Annotated in this window: 21 protein-coding genes; 13 read left to right on the plus strand and 8 right to left on the minus strand. The window is 63.7% G+C overall.

Annotated elements, in window-relative coordinates; translation table 11 throughout:
- Positions 1-107: 107 nt before the first annotated feature.
- On the minus strand, positions 108-317 hold the full coding sequence (locus tag AC1MH0_RS21220) for a hypothetical protein (protein WP_480966155.1): 210 nt from the start codon (positions 315-317) through the stop codon (positions 108-110).
- Positions 318-539: 222 nt separating this feature from the next.
- Complete coding sequence (locus tag AC1MH0_RS21225) at positions 540-1,046, minus strand: TetR/AcrR family transcriptional regulator (RefSeq protein ID WP_480966156.1); 507 nt, start codon at positions 1,044-1,046, stop codon at positions 540-542.
- A 121-nt stretch (positions 1,047-1,167) separates the two neighbouring features.
- Here AC1MH0_RS21225 and AC1MH0_RS21230 point away from each other — a divergent pair, with 121 nt between their 5' ends.
- Both AC1MH0_RS21230 and AC1MH0_RS21235 read left to right on the plus strand, forming a co-directional pair.
- Complete coding sequence (locus AC1MH0_RS21230) at positions 1,168-2,352, plus strand: cytochrome P450 (protein ID WP_480966157.1); 1,185 nt, start codon at positions 1,168-1,170, stop codon at positions 2,350-2,352.
- Positions 2,353-2,539: 187 nt separating this feature from the next.
- Positions 2,540-3,049, plus strand: coding sequence for a DUF4142 domain-containing protein (locus AC1MH0_RS21235; protein WP_480966158.1), 510 nt, complete (start codon positions 2,540-2,542; stop codon positions 3,047-3,049).
- Positions 3,050-3,113: 64 nt separating this feature from the next.
- Here the strand turns inward: AC1MH0_RS21235 and AC1MH0_RS21240 are convergent, their stop codons facing one another.
- From AC1MH0_RS21240 to AC1MH0_RS21250, 3 genes are all read right to left on the minus strand, one after another.
- Complete coding sequence (locus AC1MH0_RS21240; RefSeq protein WP_480966159.1) at positions 3,114-3,395, minus strand: hypothetical protein; 282 nt, start codon at positions 3,393-3,395, stop codon at positions 3,114-3,116.
- A complete protein-coding gene (locus AC1MH0_RS21245) occupies positions 3,392-3,709 on the minus strand; it encodes a DUF7673 family protein (RefSeq protein ID WP_480966160.1) in 318 nt (105 codons plus the stop codon). The genes AC1MH0_RS21240 and AC1MH0_RS21245 overlap by 4 nt, the downstream gene beginning before the upstream one ends.
- Positions 3,710-3,947: 238 nt before the next feature.
- Positions 3,948-4,079 carry a hypothetical protein gene (locus tag AC1MH0_RS21250; protein WP_480966161.1) on the minus strand — a complete coding sequence of 44 codons (132 nt, stop codon included), beginning with the start codon at positions 4,077-4,079 and terminating at the stop codon, positions 3,948-3,950.
- Between the two features lie 629 nt (positions 4,080-4,708).
- Here AC1MH0_RS21250 and AC1MH0_RS21255 point away from each other — a divergent pair.
- From AC1MH0_RS21255 to AC1MH0_RS21295, 9 genes are all read left to right on the plus strand, one after another.
- A complete protein-coding gene (locus AC1MH0_RS21255; protein WP_480966162.1) occupies positions 4,709-5,161 on the plus strand; it encodes a hypothetical protein in 453 nt (150 codons plus the stop codon).
- Entirely contained in the window at positions 5,158-5,367 is a 210-nt protein-coding gene (locus AC1MH0_RS21260; RefSeq protein WP_159513210.1) for a hypothetical protein, read from the plus strand. The genes AC1MH0_RS21255 and AC1MH0_RS21260 overlap by 4 nt, the downstream gene beginning before the upstream one ends.
- A 73-nt stretch (positions 5,368-5,440) precedes the next feature.
- On the plus strand, positions 5,441-6,076 hold the full coding sequence (locus AC1MH0_RS21265; RefSeq protein ID WP_480966163.1) for a hypothetical protein: 636 nt from the start codon (positions 5,441-5,443) through the stop codon (positions 6,074-6,076).
- A 24-nt stretch (positions 6,077-6,100) separates the two neighbouring features.
- Positions 6,101-6,628: a DUF6927 domain-containing protein gene (locus AC1MH0_RS21270; protein ID WP_480966164.1), complete on the plus strand. Its 528-nt coding sequence runs from the start codon at positions 6,101-6,103 to the stop codon at positions 6,626-6,628.
- Between the two features lie 132 nt (positions 6,629-6,760).
- Positions 6,761-7,648 carry a hypothetical protein gene (locus AC1MH0_RS21275; protein WP_480966165.1) on the plus strand — a complete coding sequence of 296 codons (888 nt, stop codon included), beginning with the start codon at positions 6,761-6,763 and terminating at the stop codon, positions 7,646-7,648.
- Complete coding sequence (locus tag AC1MH0_RS21280) at positions 7,641-7,865, plus strand: hypothetical protein (protein WP_454887967.1); 225 nt, start codon at positions 7,641-7,643, stop codon at positions 7,863-7,865. Before AC1MH0_RS21275 ends, AC1MH0_RS21280 begins: the two co-directional genes overlap by 8 nt.
- Positions 7,866-8,091: 226 nt before the next feature.
- On the plus strand, positions 8,092-8,250 hold the full coding sequence (locus AC1MH0_RS21285) for a hypothetical protein (protein ID WP_480966166.1): 159 nt from the start codon (positions 8,092-8,094) through the stop codon (positions 8,248-8,250).
- 766 nt (positions 8,251-9,016) lie between these two features.
- Positions 9,017-9,976, plus strand: a complete 960-nt coding sequence (locus tag AC1MH0_RS21290; RefSeq protein WP_480966255.1) for a DUF2493 domain-containing protein — start codon at positions 9,017-9,019, stop codon at positions 9,974-9,976.
- 1,134 nt (positions 9,977-11,110) lie between these two features.
- On the plus strand, positions 11,111-11,521 hold the full coding sequence (locus tag AC1MH0_RS21295; protein ID WP_037527256.1) for a single-stranded DNA-binding protein: 411 nt from the start codon (positions 11,111-11,113) through the stop codon (positions 11,519-11,521).
- Positions 11,522-11,614: 93 nt separating this feature from the next.
- Here the strand turns inward: AC1MH0_RS21295 and AC1MH0_RS21300 are convergent, their stop codons facing one another.
- The gene (locus AC1MH0_RS21300) at positions 11,615-11,839 is read right to left on the minus strand and encodes a hypothetical protein (RefSeq protein WP_480966167.1); all 225 of its coding nucleotides are present in this window, start codon (positions 11,837-11,839) and stop codon (positions 11,615-11,617) included.
- Between the two features lie 43 nt (positions 11,840-11,882).
- Positions 11,883-12,020: a hypothetical protein gene (locus tag AC1MH0_RS21305; RefSeq protein WP_480966168.1), complete on the minus strand. Its 138-nt coding sequence runs from the start codon at positions 12,018-12,020 to the stop codon at positions 11,883-11,885.
- A 547-nt stretch (positions 12,021-12,567) separates the two neighbouring features.
- Here AC1MH0_RS21305 and AC1MH0_RS21310 point away from each other — a divergent pair.
- Positions 12,568-12,732, plus strand: coding sequence for a hypothetical protein (locus tag AC1MH0_RS21310; protein ID WP_480966169.1), 165 nt, complete (start codon positions 12,568-12,570; stop codon positions 12,730-12,732).
- A 194-nt stretch (positions 12,733-12,926) separates the two neighbouring features.
- Here the strand turns inward: AC1MH0_RS21310 and AC1MH0_RS21315 are convergent, their stop codons facing one another.
- Positions 12,927-13,139: a hypothetical protein gene (locus AC1MH0_RS21315; RefSeq protein WP_245337149.1), complete on the minus strand. Its 213-nt coding sequence runs from the start codon at positions 13,137-13,139 to the stop codon at positions 12,927-12,929.
- Positions 13,140-13,500: 361 nt separating this feature from the next.
- Between AC1MH0_RS21315 and AC1MH0_RS21320 the strand changes: the two genes are divergently transcribed.
- The gene (locus AC1MH0_RS21320; RefSeq protein WP_480966170.1) at positions 13,501-13,893 is read left to right on the plus strand and encodes a DUF3768 domain-containing protein; all 393 of its coding nucleotides are present in this window, start codon (positions 13,501-13,503) and stop codon (positions 13,891-13,893) included.
- Positions 13,894-14,348: the final 455 nt, after the last annotated feature.

Here is a 14,348-nt window from a genome sequence, read left to right on the forward strand (position 1 = left end):
GCGCCAATGCAATGCGGCACCACTCGCCAAGGTGCTCGATCAATGCCGGTCTTGATCCTCATTCGTCCAATTAAATCCTGTTCTTTAGAGCGCAGCTTTTTCCTCTATCATGCATCGCACGTGTCATCCGCTCCCAACGAGACGGTGACGAGCGGAGCGATGGCTCCCGGATCGACTTCGAACCCGCCGATCGCCGCGACTTGACGCAGGATGCGCGCTTCGCGCCCTTCGGGGTTAGACTTCGCAGCAGCGAAGAGCGCAAGCACGGGAGTCGCGGTCTTCGTCAACTGGGTCCAGACATAGGTCTTGGCGTCCATAGCCACGCCCGGCCACGAACCTTACGAGATCCCGTTCCAGCGGCAGGACCTCGTTGACGAACCATCGCTTTGTCGTGCTGTCGTCGGTCATCGGTCATCGGTGGCTTAGACGCGCGAGCAGGCAAAAGCAGTAACACGTCCCAGCGCCGGCTCGCACCGATGTATATCCAGGTGGTGCCCAGCAAGGTCGATCGCGACGCACCGATTGCAATTGCAATCCTGTCACGCTGGATCGTCACGCGAGCTCACTAGGGGGCGTAGCGTCAATCGCTCGATCAAGCGGCTGACGTCATCGGCTGAACTGGTCAGTCCCTCCGTCAACCACCAGCTTAAAATGGTGATTATTCCGCCCACTACGACGCAAACAGCGAGTCCGCGAGGCACGGATAAATCGAACGGAAGATCGAGCCCCTCTGCGTATCGAATGGCGCGAGCCGTTACTTCCTGTCGCACTGCATCGCCACCGCCAACCAACAGAGCTGCAGACGCGTGCCGGTGTAGATCGACGAACTCCACGACCGATCGCACGGCGTTTCCCACGTCTCCACGTACGAGAGCCGGGGCCACCTGCTTAACCAACCGTCCCATCAACTCATCCGCCACGTCGAGCAACAGCGTGTCGACGCCGGGATAATGGCGAAAGAAGGTCGCGTAGCCGACTCCGGCATGAGCGACGATACGTTGCGCTGTGATCGAATGCGCGTCGCCGTTTTGCAACAGCGCCAGCATCGCGTCGCGCAACAGAGAACGGGTTCGCGTGACACGAGCGTCCACGCCCTTTTCGCTATTACCCCTTTTATGAGCCACAGTAGATCATATATAGTGGACCTTGGAGTAAAGGAGCAAAGCGATGAGTTCGTATTCCACGCTATCGCGCGAACCGTCCAGCGGGGTCGACGATCTTCGTGATGATCGAAAAAGCATTCCATCGCAGCCCATGGGTCGCGGTTGCCCAGTTCAGTCTTTTTCGGACGCACGCGCGCTGCTCCGGGACGATGAGTTGCATCAGGCCAGTTTCCGCGCTGATCTGATGGCAAGGTTCAGCGACGAGCGCTTTGCGCCGATCATTTTCCAGCACGGTGACCGCCATCGCCGTCAGCGTGCTGCGACCGCTCGGTTCTTCACCCCCAAAACCGTCGACACCAGCTACCGTGCGATCATCGAGCGTGAATCCGATGCATTAATCGGCGACATGCAGCGTCGCGGCCACGCAAAGCTGGACGAAATGAGCATGCGGCTGGCGGTGTCCGTTGCGGCCGAGGTTGTCGGTGTTACCGATAGTAATCGCACCGGGATGGCGCGTCGGATCGAACGCTTTTTTCACGCTGGCAATGTCGCGCTCGGCAAGTCGATCCTCGATCTGCCACGCTTCGCGCGGGCGCAGATCCACATGCTCAACTTTTACGTTCGAGACGTGTTCCCAGCGGTTCTCGCGCGTCGCCGTACACCGCGCGAAGACGTGATCTCGCATTTGATCGCCGAAGGCTATTCGGATCGCGCGATTCTTACCGAGTGCGTGACCTACGCTGCCGCCGGCATGGTGACGACACGCGAATTCATCACGATGGCGGGATGGCACTTGCTCGAGCGCGAGGAGCTTCGGACACGCTTCCTTGCCACAGATGAGACCGGGCGGATCGCCATCTTGGAAGAGATCCTTAGGCTCGAACCGGTCGTCGGGGAGCTTTCGCGACGGAATCCAAATACCGGCCAGATTTTCAAAATCGATATCCGCCAGGCGAATGCTGATGTTGCGGCGGTGGGCGCGTGTCCGCATGCAGTCGATCCTGATCGCGCCTTGGCAGCGCGCGTCGGTAGCGCGGGGCTTGCGTTCGGTGATGGTTCCCATCGATGCCCTGGCGCGAGCATCGCAATTCTCGAAACTGCAATTTTTCTCGATCGCCTGCTGCGCATTGCGGACTTAACGCTGGAAGCACCGCCGAAGATCAAATGGAACGCGTTGATCACAGGGTATGAACTTCGCGATTGTCGCCTTCGCATTGCACCGACAATCAGCTTGAGCTCCGCAACCTGATCGGCGCTGCCGCATTGCTTCCCGCAGCCATCATATGGCTCGGTAGCCCCTCCCTTGCCTGACGGAACTGGCAAAAATGACGAGACGTTCAAAAGAAGACATTTAACACGAGAAAACGATGCTTAGAACTCTTATACTTTCCAGCGCTGCCGCAATCATGATGGCTACGCCTGTCGTCGCTCAGGACATGATGGCTTCTACCGGATCCCTGACGCCGACAGAGGTGGGGGTGTCGCCCCTCTCTGCAACGTCGGCGACCGACTATGTCAAATTGGCGGCTGACTCGGACAATTACGAAATTCAGTCCAGCCGCTTGGCTCTGACGAAAAGCAAGCGCGACGACATCAAGTCTTTTGCCCAGCAGATGATCACCGATCATACCGGCACGACGAAGGCACTGATGGCAGCGCTGAAGAATGACGACCGCACGATCGCACGGCCCTCGACAAAGCTGTCCGCGGCCAACGCGGCCAAAATCGCGTTGCTGAAAAAAGCGCCCAAGGCGACGTTCGATGATCTTTATCTGCGACAGCAGGCACAGGCGCATCAGGCGGCTTGGGCTCTGCACAAGGGCTATGCCACTGACGGGACTGATGCTGCCCTGAAGCAGGTGGCTTCCACCGCAGTTCCTGTGATCGAACGGCATTTGCAGCATGCCAAGCAAATGCTGCCTGCGGGCCTGACGCCTGCGCAATAACGCAGTGCGTCCATCGTTTGTTTAGAATGCCCGCTCAGTTGTCTGTGAGGCAAAAGTTTCCAGGTTATTTCATGAGTGGGACGCCCAAGTCCCGGTTAACGCTATCGCGCCGCTCCCCCGCTTGCGGGGAGCGGCGCGACTTTAAGGGCGGTCGGCTATTGAAGGAGCCGAGCTTGCCACGGAACGCGCCGACGACGCTCCCCTGATCCCAATGGCCGGACAGAATGCCGCGCCGGGTGATGTTGCCGATCGGCTTTCGGCGCGCGGCGAGTAGCCGCGCGCGCCGGGTGTCGCGATCGACCGGCTCGCCGGTGATGAAGTGGTTCGCGGTGCGCAGCGCGATCATGACTCGCGCCACTGTTCGACTAGCGCCACCATCGCGTCGCGGTAGCCCCAGGCATCGGGATAGACGGTCGGCTCCTGCGCGAGATACGCCATGACGATCAGCATATCCTCGGCAATGATCGCGTCGCAGTTGCAAAGGTGAAGGACCGGGAAATGGCCGTTGTCGCCACCATTCCACCACGCCAACAGGAAGTCGGCCGCGCGCGCCGCTTGGCCAGCGTCGGACCCCGCGACGACGATCAGGCGGGTGATAGCCTCGCCTACCTCATCGAAGGCGACGGCGCGGATCGCGGGACGGCGTTGGGGTGGTGACATAGCGGCGGCTCCTACCGGCATCTTGGCGCGCTCATGCGGAGAAGGGAACGGGGACCAACAGCGCGTCCTCGATCGGCGCGACGTCGCGCAGCTCGACTTGGCGATCTTCTCGGCGCGTTCCGCGCCGAGAAGATCGAGATAGACGTAGGTGTGGTCGGCAAAAACGGGGCTGCACAAGCGCCAGATGACGCCCTTGCGCCCGACACGGTGATCGGCGCGGCCATCAAGCGCGCCTCCGTTACGAGGGCGCGTTGCGTGCGTCGCGAGCAGCAAAGACCAGCTCGATGACACGCGGCTGATGGAACAGCCCGCTGCGCTCGATCAATGCAATGCCCGGACCATCCAGCACTTCACGGATGCCATCCTGCACGACGTGTTCCAGCACACGTGCGAGGACTCAAAAGTGAAGCGGGTGACGGTCGCGGCCCTCGGGGCGGATTGGTCACTGTCGACGATAGCCGGTGACAGGGAATTGATTTCGGCCGGGCCACGTGGCGGTCGAAGGCGAGCTGCGCGAACAGGCGATGATGGGACATGGAAAAACCCCGTGACGCCGTGATTGGCGACACCAAGCGGGAGTGGCTGCGTCCCTCACGATAGGAACAGACTGACGGATTAGCTCTACAAACACGCCTACGCGACACAAGTGGCCCGCTGATCAAGGGTGGCGGATTGCAAGTCGATCTTCTGCTTTCGTTCTCTTCTCGACTGACTCATAGAATAGTCGTGCGGATTACGTTTGAACATCACTGGCTCTATCCAATCGACTGGCTCGAGCTGTCGACGCTGATCCGCTTCGGCCGGCGGCGATGCCGTCTATCATTTCCTCTGCTGGGTCACGCACAAGCTCGGGATGGTGGGCGTGACCGGCGTCGCCCCGCGAAAAAGGTCCGGCGTGATGGTCCCGCCTTTGGCCTCATACGCCTCGCGCCCGAGGAACAGGAACGCGCCTTGGGCGCGCGCCCTTCTCGGTGGTGAGCATCCGGTGGACGGTGTGGCTTGGCCGTTCGCCGCTTTGCAAACTCTAACCTGCTGGTCGTGATCGTCGGTGGGGTCGATCACTGGCACCCGGTTCGTGATCGGACCGAGCGCCTGATCTGGGACGCAATCGCGCAAGCGCGGATCCGTCCCCACCCGGCCTACGTCCTGGGTTGGGGCCGCCTGTCCTGCCGAGCCTGCATCTTCGGCTCGCCCGACCAATGGGCGACGCTCCGCCTCGTCTTCCCTGCCGCCTTCCGATGGGTCGCGGCTCGCGAAGCCGCGAGTGGGAAGACGATCCATCGCTCGCTCACCGTCACGCAGCTCGCTGACCGCGGCACGGCGTTCCCGGCTGCGACGCTGCATCCCGACGAATTGGCGCAAGCCGATGATCAGGTCTGGCGTCTCTCGATCCTGGCGGATCGCTGGACGCTCCCTGCCGGCGCATTCGGCGACCATGCAGGCCCGCCATGAACGCCGCCACGCGCGTCGATCTCATGGACCTGCTCGCTCCCACGCGGGAAGACCCGCTGTGGGAAGCGGAGAAATCGGGATGGCGCTGCTTCGTCATGGGCAACGACCGTTGCCATTACCGCCGAGGGAGCAAGCTCCGTACGGCTTGGCAGTCCGGCTATGACGCGGCCTCACGATCGGCCGATCCTGTTGGCGGGATGCTGTGACTAAGGCCCAGTCCACGGAGGAGAGGGAGCCTTCGGCCTTTTGAGCGCGCCCTGGCGCTCAGGAGGTTCGGCCATGCTCTACGACACCCACTACCGCCACAATGAGGCACTGTCTCCCGACGCGCTCGGCACCCTGCCCGCAGCGCTCCATGCCCTGAACGCGGGCGTCGACGACTGCCGGCGTGCCGGCAAGCCGATCGACCGCGATGCGTCGATCCTGCTGCTGATCCGGAACCTGGCGTCCGTCGCCGAACGTGGTGCGCCCAGCACAAACGAACTGCGTCTGCGCTGTGCGGAAGTCCGCAACAGCGTCGTCGCCGGATCCGCGCTGCTCGACATCGCCGGTAACAGCGTCGCCGGCGATGCAATGGCGAAACGGACCTTCCATCGGCAGGCACGCCTCGCGCTCGCTTCGCTCGCCGAGACGATCGGCCTCGAGGCGCAGGACGTCCGTATCGATACCGACATGGGCGGTATAGCGGACGATGGCACGACCGAGCTGCGCCACGCCGATCTCTCGATCCGGGTCCGGCCGCACAGCTTCCTCCCCGACAGCGAGATCACCTTCAACCGCTGCCGGGGCGGCGAACACGCCGGCCCCGTTCAGCGCGCACCGATCGCCGAACTGCTGGATGCAGCCACGTTCCAGCGCCGGCTCACCGCGACGGTTGGCCACATAGGCACTCCGCGCCTCGCCGCTGCCGCCTGATCCTCACGTCACCGGAGACTTATTATGGGTTGGCTCTTCATGCGCGATATGGGCGGCTACGCCACCCCGCGCTCCTATCTCGACAACCAGTTCACTTACCAGCGCGACACGCATCGTCTGACCGTGCTGGCGTCCGCCATGGTCGGATCGACCTATTACGCCGCTTGCGAGCGCCTCGCGGACGATGCGGAACGGATCGTGTTCGGCATCGTCTGCCTCACCAAGACCAGCACCGGCGCCCGCGACGGCTGCACGTTCGGGTACAAGGATATGGATGAAACGGTCGGGCCGAACGAGAGCGAGTGTCCGGCTGCGATCCTCGACGAGCTGACCGCCACGGACAGTGAATATGCCTTGGCCTGGCGCGCGCGGTGCCACGCCAACCTGCTCGCGAAGAAGCTCGACCGGGCCAAGCCGACCCCGAAGCCCGGGCAGACCATCATCTTCGATGAGCCCATGCGCTTCAGCGACGGTAGCGACCGGAGCCGCTTCGAGGTGGTCGCAAATCCAAAGGGGACACGCCGCTCTTCCGCGACCCGGAAAGCCGCGTGATCTGCCGCATCCCGGCATTTCGCAAACGGGCATACCGCATTGTTCATGCCGCGATCGTCGTAAGGGAGACGGCCAGTGGCTGACCGCCCGCCCGTCATCGCGGCCTGGGGAGCCGGGGTCGATTCTACTGCCATGATCGTCGAACTCACCGAACGCGGCGAGCCCATCGACATGGTTCTCTTCGCCGATCCCGGCGCCGAGAAATCGGCGACCTATGCGTTCATCCCCGTGTTCCGGGCCTGGATGTCTGAGCGCGGCATCCCATCCGAGATCGTCCGCTACCAGCCCCGCAACTTTAAACATTGGCCACCCTATGCGGGCATCGCCGAGAACATGCTGACCAACGCCACCCTGCCCTCCGTGGTATTTGGTGGCGGGTCATGCAGCCAGAAATGGAAGGCCGCCCCGCAAGATGCCTGGACCGCCCAGTGGGAACCCGCGCGCCGCTGCTGGGATGCAGGCGGGCGCGTCGTCAAGCTGATCGGCTACGACGCTTCTGGACGCGACACGCAGCGTTACCATCACGCGGTCGGGTGCGAGGATCCTCGCTACGCCTACCGCTACCCCTTGCGGGAATGGGAATGGGTGCGTGCCGACTGCGAGGCACGCATCGCGCGCGCCGGCCTCCCCGTCCCGCCCAAGTCGAGCTGCTACTTCTGCGGCAGCATCAAGCCCGACGAGGTGGTGGAGCTTTCAACCGAGGAGCTGCGCATCATCGTATTGATGGAAGCACGAGCCAAGCCGCGCCTCCGCAATGTCGAGGGCCTGTGGCGCAGGCCGGTGCTTGGCCGTCGCGGTGCGACGCCGCGTCCCGGCAGCATCACCGAGTTCATCCGCGAACGCGGCCTCCTCTCGCCCGCCGAAGTCGACCGCATCATCGAGACCGCGCCCTTGGCGCTACTCAATTTTCAGGCGGCGCAGGCCGCGCTTCTTCCTGAGCAACGCGTCCCGATGGGGCGCTGGCTCGACGACTTTCATCGCGCGTCCGACGCGCTGGCCGGAGACCGTCATCATGCCTAACCCGATCATCAAGAAATTCGTCGTCGAAGGATCGACGGCGTTTCCAGTCGCGATGCTCAACACGGATCAATGCTGGCCCGCGCGCGCCGCTGACGCGGCCGCGATCGCGGACCACGCCAGCGATGCCGATGCGCGCAAGATCATCCTCGCGACGGCCGCAAAATATGCGCCCAATCGCCAGGGCTGGATCGCTGCTGGCTGGCGCGTGATCGACTGAAACAGTCTCCCGGAGGAGAGGTATCCTTTGGACAGATGAGCCTTGGGCTCATGCTCGAGAGGGGATCATCACCATGCACAGCGTTGCCGTTTACCTCGTCCAACGGCTTTATGGCGGTCCCGAGGAAGGTGGCTAGCACTACGATTCCGGCGCACTCTGCACCGACCCGGCACTGACCGCCTTCGGCATTACCTTTGCCGAGGGTCACGAGGACCGTGCCCGGATGATGGCGCTGGAGGTTCAGGCGCATCTCGATCGCGATTGGAACGTCGGCGATCACGCGAGTGAGATCAGCAGCGTCCTCTCCGCTGCTCGCTTCGAGGCCTACGTCCACGAAGGCTGGCCCCCTCTCGCCTTTCCGGCCGAGCGTCCCCGCTACGAATGACCCGAACCGCTTGGGCCTCCCATTTTGCCAACCTTCAGAAGTCCGGTCCCATGAAGACCTTCACCGGCCCCTTTCGAATACCCTGCCCATTACCGTGCGGAAATCCTGGTCGAGGCGGAAGATGTCGTCAGCGCCTGCCGCTCGGGACTCGATGCGTCGCATACGACCGACGGGTGGAAGAGCCTCGATACGGTGCATCCCGCTTATGTCAGCGCTTGTCGCTGAAGGTGCGGACGTCAATCCTTGGCGCTTTGTCCAGAGCGCGGCGATGCCTCCGTCCTGCCCGTCCCGGGCCTGTTCTCGCAAGCTGCGGCGTGCGCGGGCTATGCCACGAACCGGAGCGAGGATCCGGTCGGCCAGCTTGCGCATCATGGTCGATGCGATCGGCGCCGATGGAGCGCCCACGGATCACCCCCAGCGGCGATGGTCCGCTTGTGTGCAACGGGGCAGGCACTTCTCGACGACGTCGCGACGTTCGGGTTGAGCCCCACGTCAACCGTAGCAGCAAGCGTGGTCACGTCTGCGCCCGACGCCACTTGACTTGCCGTAGCCTTCCGCCGGAGAGATGCGGCACATGGGCGGCCGCGAGACCCCCGCAACCGCAAAAATCCGGGCCGAGTTGCCGCTTTGCGGCTGCCCGCTCCACCCCGTTTTTTGCGGTTCTCCTCCGCTTCGCGTCGGTGCGGGCGCCTCTTATTCGGCCGCCCAGGAGGTGCGCATCCGGCGGATAGGCCGCCGGCCTCGATCAGATGAAGGGCTTGACCCCATGACCACTTCCCTCGCTTCCGCACTCTCCGCTCTGGAGCTCGGACACCTCGAACCCCGCGCCGAAGACGTTTCGGGCATGTGCCCGCCCTCGACCGAAGCACTGGAACAGACCACCACCGCCATATGGAGCGACCTGTTCGCAACCCTCCAGAATACGTCGCTCGAGCGCGACATCGAGGAGATGGGCTGGGGCCTGGTCAACCTCTTCCACCGGGCCGCGGCGAAGAAGCACGCGACCATCGACCGTCTCACCGACGAGATCAGGCTCCTCCTGGCCGAGCAGGACGGTTCGGAGATCAACACCGCCAACCTCGAGGACAAGATCGACCTTGCCAAGAAGATCGAGGAAGCCGCCACCTGCTACGAACACATGCGCGACACCGCAGCGGCGCATTACATCCGCGAAACCGGCCGTTCCTGGATCCCGTCGACCGGCAACCGCATTTCGCTCGGGGTTACGTCGGCAATCGTTGACGGACGCGCCTTCCTTCAGGCTCGCCGCGAGCGGGTCCGCGACGCCAACACGGCACAGGGCACGCCGGTCGTGTTTGCCGGGGGACGGCTGACCTTCCGTACCGACGAGGACATGAAGGCGTTTGGCGACAACCTGCTGCGCACCCTGGGTGCGGTTCGTGAGCGCGTCGGCGACATGTATCTCGTCCACGGCGGCGACATGAAGGGCATCGAGCGCATCGCGGCGTCGTGGGCCGAACAGAACGGTATCCAGCAAGTCCGCTTCGGTCTCGACCGCAAGCTGGGTGATCGTGCCGGCTTCCGTCGCAACGAACAGATGCTCTCGCTGAAGCCCCGCTACGTCATTGCCTTCCAGGGCAACGGCGTGACCGAACGTCTGGTGATCGACGCCAAGAAGGCAGGCATCCGCGTGGTCGATCGCCGCGGACCGCTCGGCACCCCGCCCGCAGCTCAGAACGCTCAGCGCGACCGAGAGGTCGCCTGAGCTTCGGCTCGGCCGCTGGCAAAGCCAGCGGCCTCGCCCTTTTCGGCCTCGCCGCAGGAATCCACTCACTTCCACATCATCGAGGACTAAATCGATGCCTCGCGCCAACCCGTTCCAGACGGCTGCGCATTGCTGGCGCTTCGTGCTTCGCAGCCGCTGACGGCGACACCTACCACGTCGTCATCACGGACAATCCTGCTGCTCAGCGTGCGGTTCTACGCCTGGATCGAGCGCGCAGCCAGTGGTCCAGCGTGAGCGGCTTCCCGCTCCCCTGCTCTCAAGACCCTTCAAGACTCCCGTATCTGAAATTGTGATGACTTGCGGCTAAGGACCTTAGGGGCGTCTCCCGGCGATGCCGGACCGTCGCTCTATTTCGCTTCGCTCCACCGAGCCCTTGTCAGGTCTTGGCCCGTTCGGGTGACGATCGACTGACGGGGGCTTGCCGCGCCCAAATCGCGATTCCGACGCGGGGCGGTTCCGTGGGGCGGTTCCGTGGGGCGAGGCCGGAGTCTGCTCTGCGCCGTGTGCCTCTCGGTCGGGCCGCACGCCACCTCACCGCGTTGGTCTCTGCGCCGGCTTCGTCGCGTTGTGCCAGGTGGGATGCACTGCCGGCATGCACGTCAGCCGCGCTTGGTTCCTGCCGTTCGGGCGGGACGCTGCGCAGCACGAACCCCCCATCGTCGTCTCGACACGCACGACGCGTGCGCGCCGTGACGGCGAAAGGCGGCACCAAGGTCCACGCCGCCACCATCATCCTTCACGACAGGCATCGCCGCAGGCCGCAAGCACCAGCGAGGGGGGGGTGTCGGAGCCGCCCGGATAGCGGGATCGAGGCCTAGTGGCACTGCCCGACGAGCAACGCGACAAGGGCGTCCTGCTTCACGGTTCCGTGTCCGGTGCCCGCCGGGGGGGCCATCCCCTCTCTGTCCTGAACGACCTAATCCGACCGTCCACCCCCTCCAACCCGCGATCATTCGGGCCGAGTTGCCGTGTGCCACGGCTGCCCGCACCACCCCTTCGATCGGGGTTCCCCTGCGCGTCTTCGCGCTTTCGGTGGAGAGGGCGTCCTGGCCGTCTTTTTTGGTGTTCAGTCGAGGGGACGGACCCCCCGGCGAGCAAAAAAGGAACCCCGAAATGCAGAACCTCGTTATCCTCGCCGGCAACGTCGGCGCCACGCCTGAAGTCCGCACCACCCAGGGCGGCACCAAGATCACCAACTTCTCCCTCGCCACCTCGCGCCCCAAGCGCGACCAGGACGGCAAGACCATGAAGGATGGCGAAGGTCGCCGGGTCGAGGACACCGAATGGCACCGGATCACCTGCTTCAACGGCGTCGGCAAGACCGTCGCGCAGTATGTCGAGAAGGGCCAGAAGGTCATGGTTCGGGGCCGCATCCACTACACCCGCTGGACCGACGATCAGAACATCGAGCGCTACGGTGTCGAGATCATCGCCGACGAAGTGACCTTCCTCTCCTACGGCAAAAGCCGCCAGGAACGCCAAGGCGCCGCGCAGGACGATGAGGCGGATGACGTCCCCTTCTGAGGGAGGCAGTACGGGCCCGGAGCTGACGCTCCGGGCCTCTTCTCGCGTTCACCGGCCAATCGGGACCGCAAGGTCACGAGTTCAAGAAAACAGCTAAACCGCGTGCTTGATCTGCTCGGGTTGCTTGTTCTCCAGCAGCCTCTCCGTGAGATGTTGCTGGAGAATGCGATCGTCGAAAGGCTTGCCGATGCACGTCGCTTTGTCGGGCATGTCCCCCGGACATGGCGTCACGTTGCCGCTTGTGAGCACGATCTCGATCCAGAGCCGATGCTCGGCAACGTAATGGGTAAGCGCGAACCCGTCGCGGTCACCCGGCACGCCACGTCTGAGAACAGGAGGGTCACACCGTCGGTATGATCGCTCAGGAGGTCTTGGCCTCGTCGCACGTACCCGCTTCGTGAAAGCGAAAATCCGCTTCTTCCGGAATGTCGCACGCATGCATCAGAATGAGCGGATCGTCGTCGACTACCAATGCATGGTTGACGGTAGGGATCGCCATTCAATCTAAAGCCATATCATGAAGCCGGGTAGCCTGTGTGGGTGGCTCGAAACGAGTTGGCGTCTCCCGGCGAAGCCGGGACCGTCGCTCTATTCCGCTTCGCTCTACCGAGCCCGTAGCCGGCCTCGGCCCATTCGGGTGACGATCGACTGACGGGCGCGCAGTGCGGAAAGTTCTTTCCGGAAAGCGGCAACTTCCTTCCATCGTGGCCCGGCCGGGGCTGCACCGCCGAGCAGCGTACTGTGCCCGTCGACATTGGAGCGCAGAGAGGGGGCACCGACTGGGCAGGTGTCCACCGCGCCTGCGAGGGGGCGCTTTACCGGCAAACCAACGCTGAGCACGACGTTCCCTGCAGGCGGGCTTCACCCCGCTCTTGAGGCGCAATCCTTGGGCCGGCTCAGCGCCTTGTACGATCAACCCGCAAGGGGTCCGGGCGCTTCGCTACGGCTTTTTTCGCGTGCGAAAAAAGTGATCGCGGCCCTTCCCCGTCCTGTCGGGCGCCTGTCGAGCGGGGATGAACCCCGCCGGCTTCACAGGAGCCTCGGACATGTTCAACGATATCTGGATCGCCCGCAAAAACGCCATGGGCCTCGCAAGAACCTTGATGGTGGCAACCATGGTCATCGCCGTCGGCACCCAATATGCCGTCATCACCGCTGAAGATCACGACAGCTCGCTCACGATCGTCAACGAATACGACCCTTTCGCCTGAGCCGTCCGGGGGGCTCAGGCCCCCCTCCCCTCCCCGCGCTTCAGCCGTGAAGGCAGCGGAGCGGGCATCGAGCCCGCCCCGCCGCCGCTGTGCAAGCACGGCTGCGCCGCGAGACGAAGGGCTTCTGCTTGTTTCTATCCGCCGCTTGGGTGCGGGATCCAGATTCAGACGGTATCTCTTCCGGAGGCGGGCGATCAGCTCCACGCCGTCCGGACAGGCGGCAGTTCCTCGAACACCTTCATCAGCCGCGGATCGCGCAGGAGCGTCACCCATTCGCGGCCATAGGTTCGCGACGCCAGATAGAAGGTAGACCCTTCGCACTCGACCATTCGGCAGCGCTCCAGCTTGTCGACCAGCGAATAATCGGAGCCGTGGCGTGCCACGATGTCTTCCAGCTCGGCCCGCATCAGAGTCCCGCATTTGCAGCAGCGAGTCCGGACCAACGCCTTCATCCGGAGCATATCGCCAGCGCTGTCCATCCAGCGGGGCCACAGGGCAACGATGTTGGCAGCCGTTTCCATGATCGCACGATACGCCGCGATCGGCGTGGTCGTCCAGCATCAGCCTCGACGTGAAGTCTCCCCGTGTCGACGATCCGCGCGGCATTTCGGGCTCGTACGTCCTGGCCGGGGCGCTCCCCCGCGCAAGCCCGCCAGCGGGCTTCTCCACTCCGTTTCGACCCTTTGGGTGCGCGAGCGACCTATGCCCCGGCCGTCCTGTCGCCTGTCGAAAGGCCCCGATCGTCGGGGTCAAGGGCAGGAGACCATCATGGCCGAGCAAACGCCTCAATCGAACCACGCCAAGGGTGGCGCAGCGGAGATCGCCCGCCTCAACGACTGGCTGCGCGAGCATCTCACCGCCCCGGGCAACAACCGTGTCGTGATGACCAGGGGGATCGCAGACCTGATCGGCGACGTCAGCCTCTTCCGAAATTTCCGCAAGCGGGCGGAGCTGCTCCGTGCCGTTCGCGACTTCGATGCCTTCGACGACGCAATCGACCCCTACGGCGAGCACGACCTGGGCCGGTTCCTGTTCGAGGGCACGGATTGCTACTGGAAGATCGACTATTACAATCACGACCTGAGCGCGGGCTCGGAGGATCCGGCCGATCCCTTCAAAACCACGCGCGTCCTGACGATCATGCGCGTCGACGAACGATGACGCACCGCCCCGGCGCGATGGCGCCGGGGTTCCCCCTGCTGCGGAAAGGATGAGATCATCAATTTCGAGCTGCCCTTCCCCACACCACGCTCGGCGATGAGCGCATCCGAGCGCGCGCGACGGGAAGGCGAGATCGACTTCGCTGGTGGCAACGTCCGTCATGAAGGCGGCATTCCCTCCCATGAGATCGTGGCATCAACGCCCGCGATTTGCCGCAGAATTTGATTGAGACCAGCTGACGGTCGCTATCTGGACATCGACGGTTGTCCGGGAAAGGTGACTGGTGCGTGCGGGAGGCAAGACCGTCGCGTGGGTCGGCGCCCCCCTGCCCTACCAACGTCGGAGGGGCTCTGTCGTCGATCTTGTCTATTGTGACGACCGGGCGGAGCCAGCGTCAAGGATGCGCGGTTCCCCCAATTTTGACGCGGCCTTCGCTTCGCTTCGACCACGACAAA

This window comes from Sphingomonas sp. AP28 (assembly GCF_056680455.1).

Coding starts and splice junctions, on each gene's coding strand:
- AC1MH0_RS21285 (WP_480966166.1), top strand. CDS start 8,092: ATGGCGCTGGAGGTTCAGGCGCATCTCGATCGCGATTGGAACGTCGGC.
- AC1MH0_RS21310 (WP_480966169.1), top strand. CDS start 12,568: ATGTTCAACGATATCTGGATCGCCCGCAAAAACGCCATGGGCCTCGCA.
- AC1MH0_RS21260 (WP_159513210.1), top strand. CDS start 5,158: ATGAACGCCGCCACGCGCGTCGATCTCATGGACCTGCTCGCTCCCACG.
- AC1MH0_RS21235 (WP_480966158.1), top strand. CDS start 2,540: ATGATGGCTTCTACCGGATCCCTGACGCCGACAGAGGTGGGGGTGTCG.
- AC1MH0_RS21315 (WP_245337149.1), bottom strand. CDS start 13,139: ATGCGGGCCGAGCTGGAAGACATCGTGGCACGCCACGGCTCCGATTAT.
- AC1MH0_RS21240 (WP_480966159.1), bottom strand. CDS start 3,395: ATGATCGCGCTGCGCACCGCGAACCACTTCATCACCGGCGAGCCGGTC.
- AC1MH0_RS21275 (WP_480966165.1), top strand. CDS start 6,761: ATGATCGTCGAACTCACCGAACGCGGCGAGCCCATCGACATGGTTCTC.
- AC1MH0_RS21290 (WP_480966255.1), top strand. CDS start 9,017: ATGACCACTTCCCTCGCTTCCGCACTCTCCGCTCTGGAGCTCGGACAC.
- AC1MH0_RS21305 (WP_480966168.1), bottom strand. CDS start 12,020: ATGGCGATCCCTACCGTCAACCATGCATTGGTAGTCGACGACGATCCG.
- AC1MH0_RS21220 (WP_480966155.1), bottom strand. CDS start 317: ATGGACGCCAAGACCTATGTCTGGACCCAGTTGACGAAGACCGCGACT.
- AC1MH0_RS21265 (WP_480966163.1), top strand. CDS start 5,441: ATGCTCTACGACACCCACTACCGCCACAATGAGGCACTGTCTCCCGAC.
- AC1MH0_RS21245 (WP_480966160.1), bottom strand. CDS start 3,709: ATGTCACCACCCCAACGCCGTCCCGCGATCCGCGCCGTCGCCTTCGAT.
- AC1MH0_RS21225 (WP_480966156.1), bottom strand. CDS start 1,046: ATGCTGGCGCTGTTGCAAAACGGCGACGCGCATTCGATCACAGCGCAA.
- AC1MH0_RS21280 (WP_454887967.1), top strand. CDS start 7,641: ATGCCTAACCCGATCATCAAGAAATTCGTCGTCGAAGGATCGACGGCG.
- AC1MH0_RS21270 (WP_480966164.1), top strand. CDS start 6,101: ATGGGTTGGCTCTTCATGCGCGATATGGGCGGCTACGCCACCCCGCGC.
- AC1MH0_RS21295 (WP_037527256.1), top strand. CDS start 11,111: ATGCAGAACCTCGTTATCCTCGCCGGCAACGTCGGCGCCACGCCTGAA.
- AC1MH0_RS21320 (WP_480966170.1), top strand. CDS start 13,501: ATGGCCGAGCAAACGCCTCAATCGAACCACGCCAAGGGTGGCGCAGCG.
- AC1MH0_RS21230 (WP_480966157.1), top strand. CDS start 1,168: ATGAGTTCGTATTCCACGCTATCGCGCGAACCGTCCAGCGGGGTCGAC.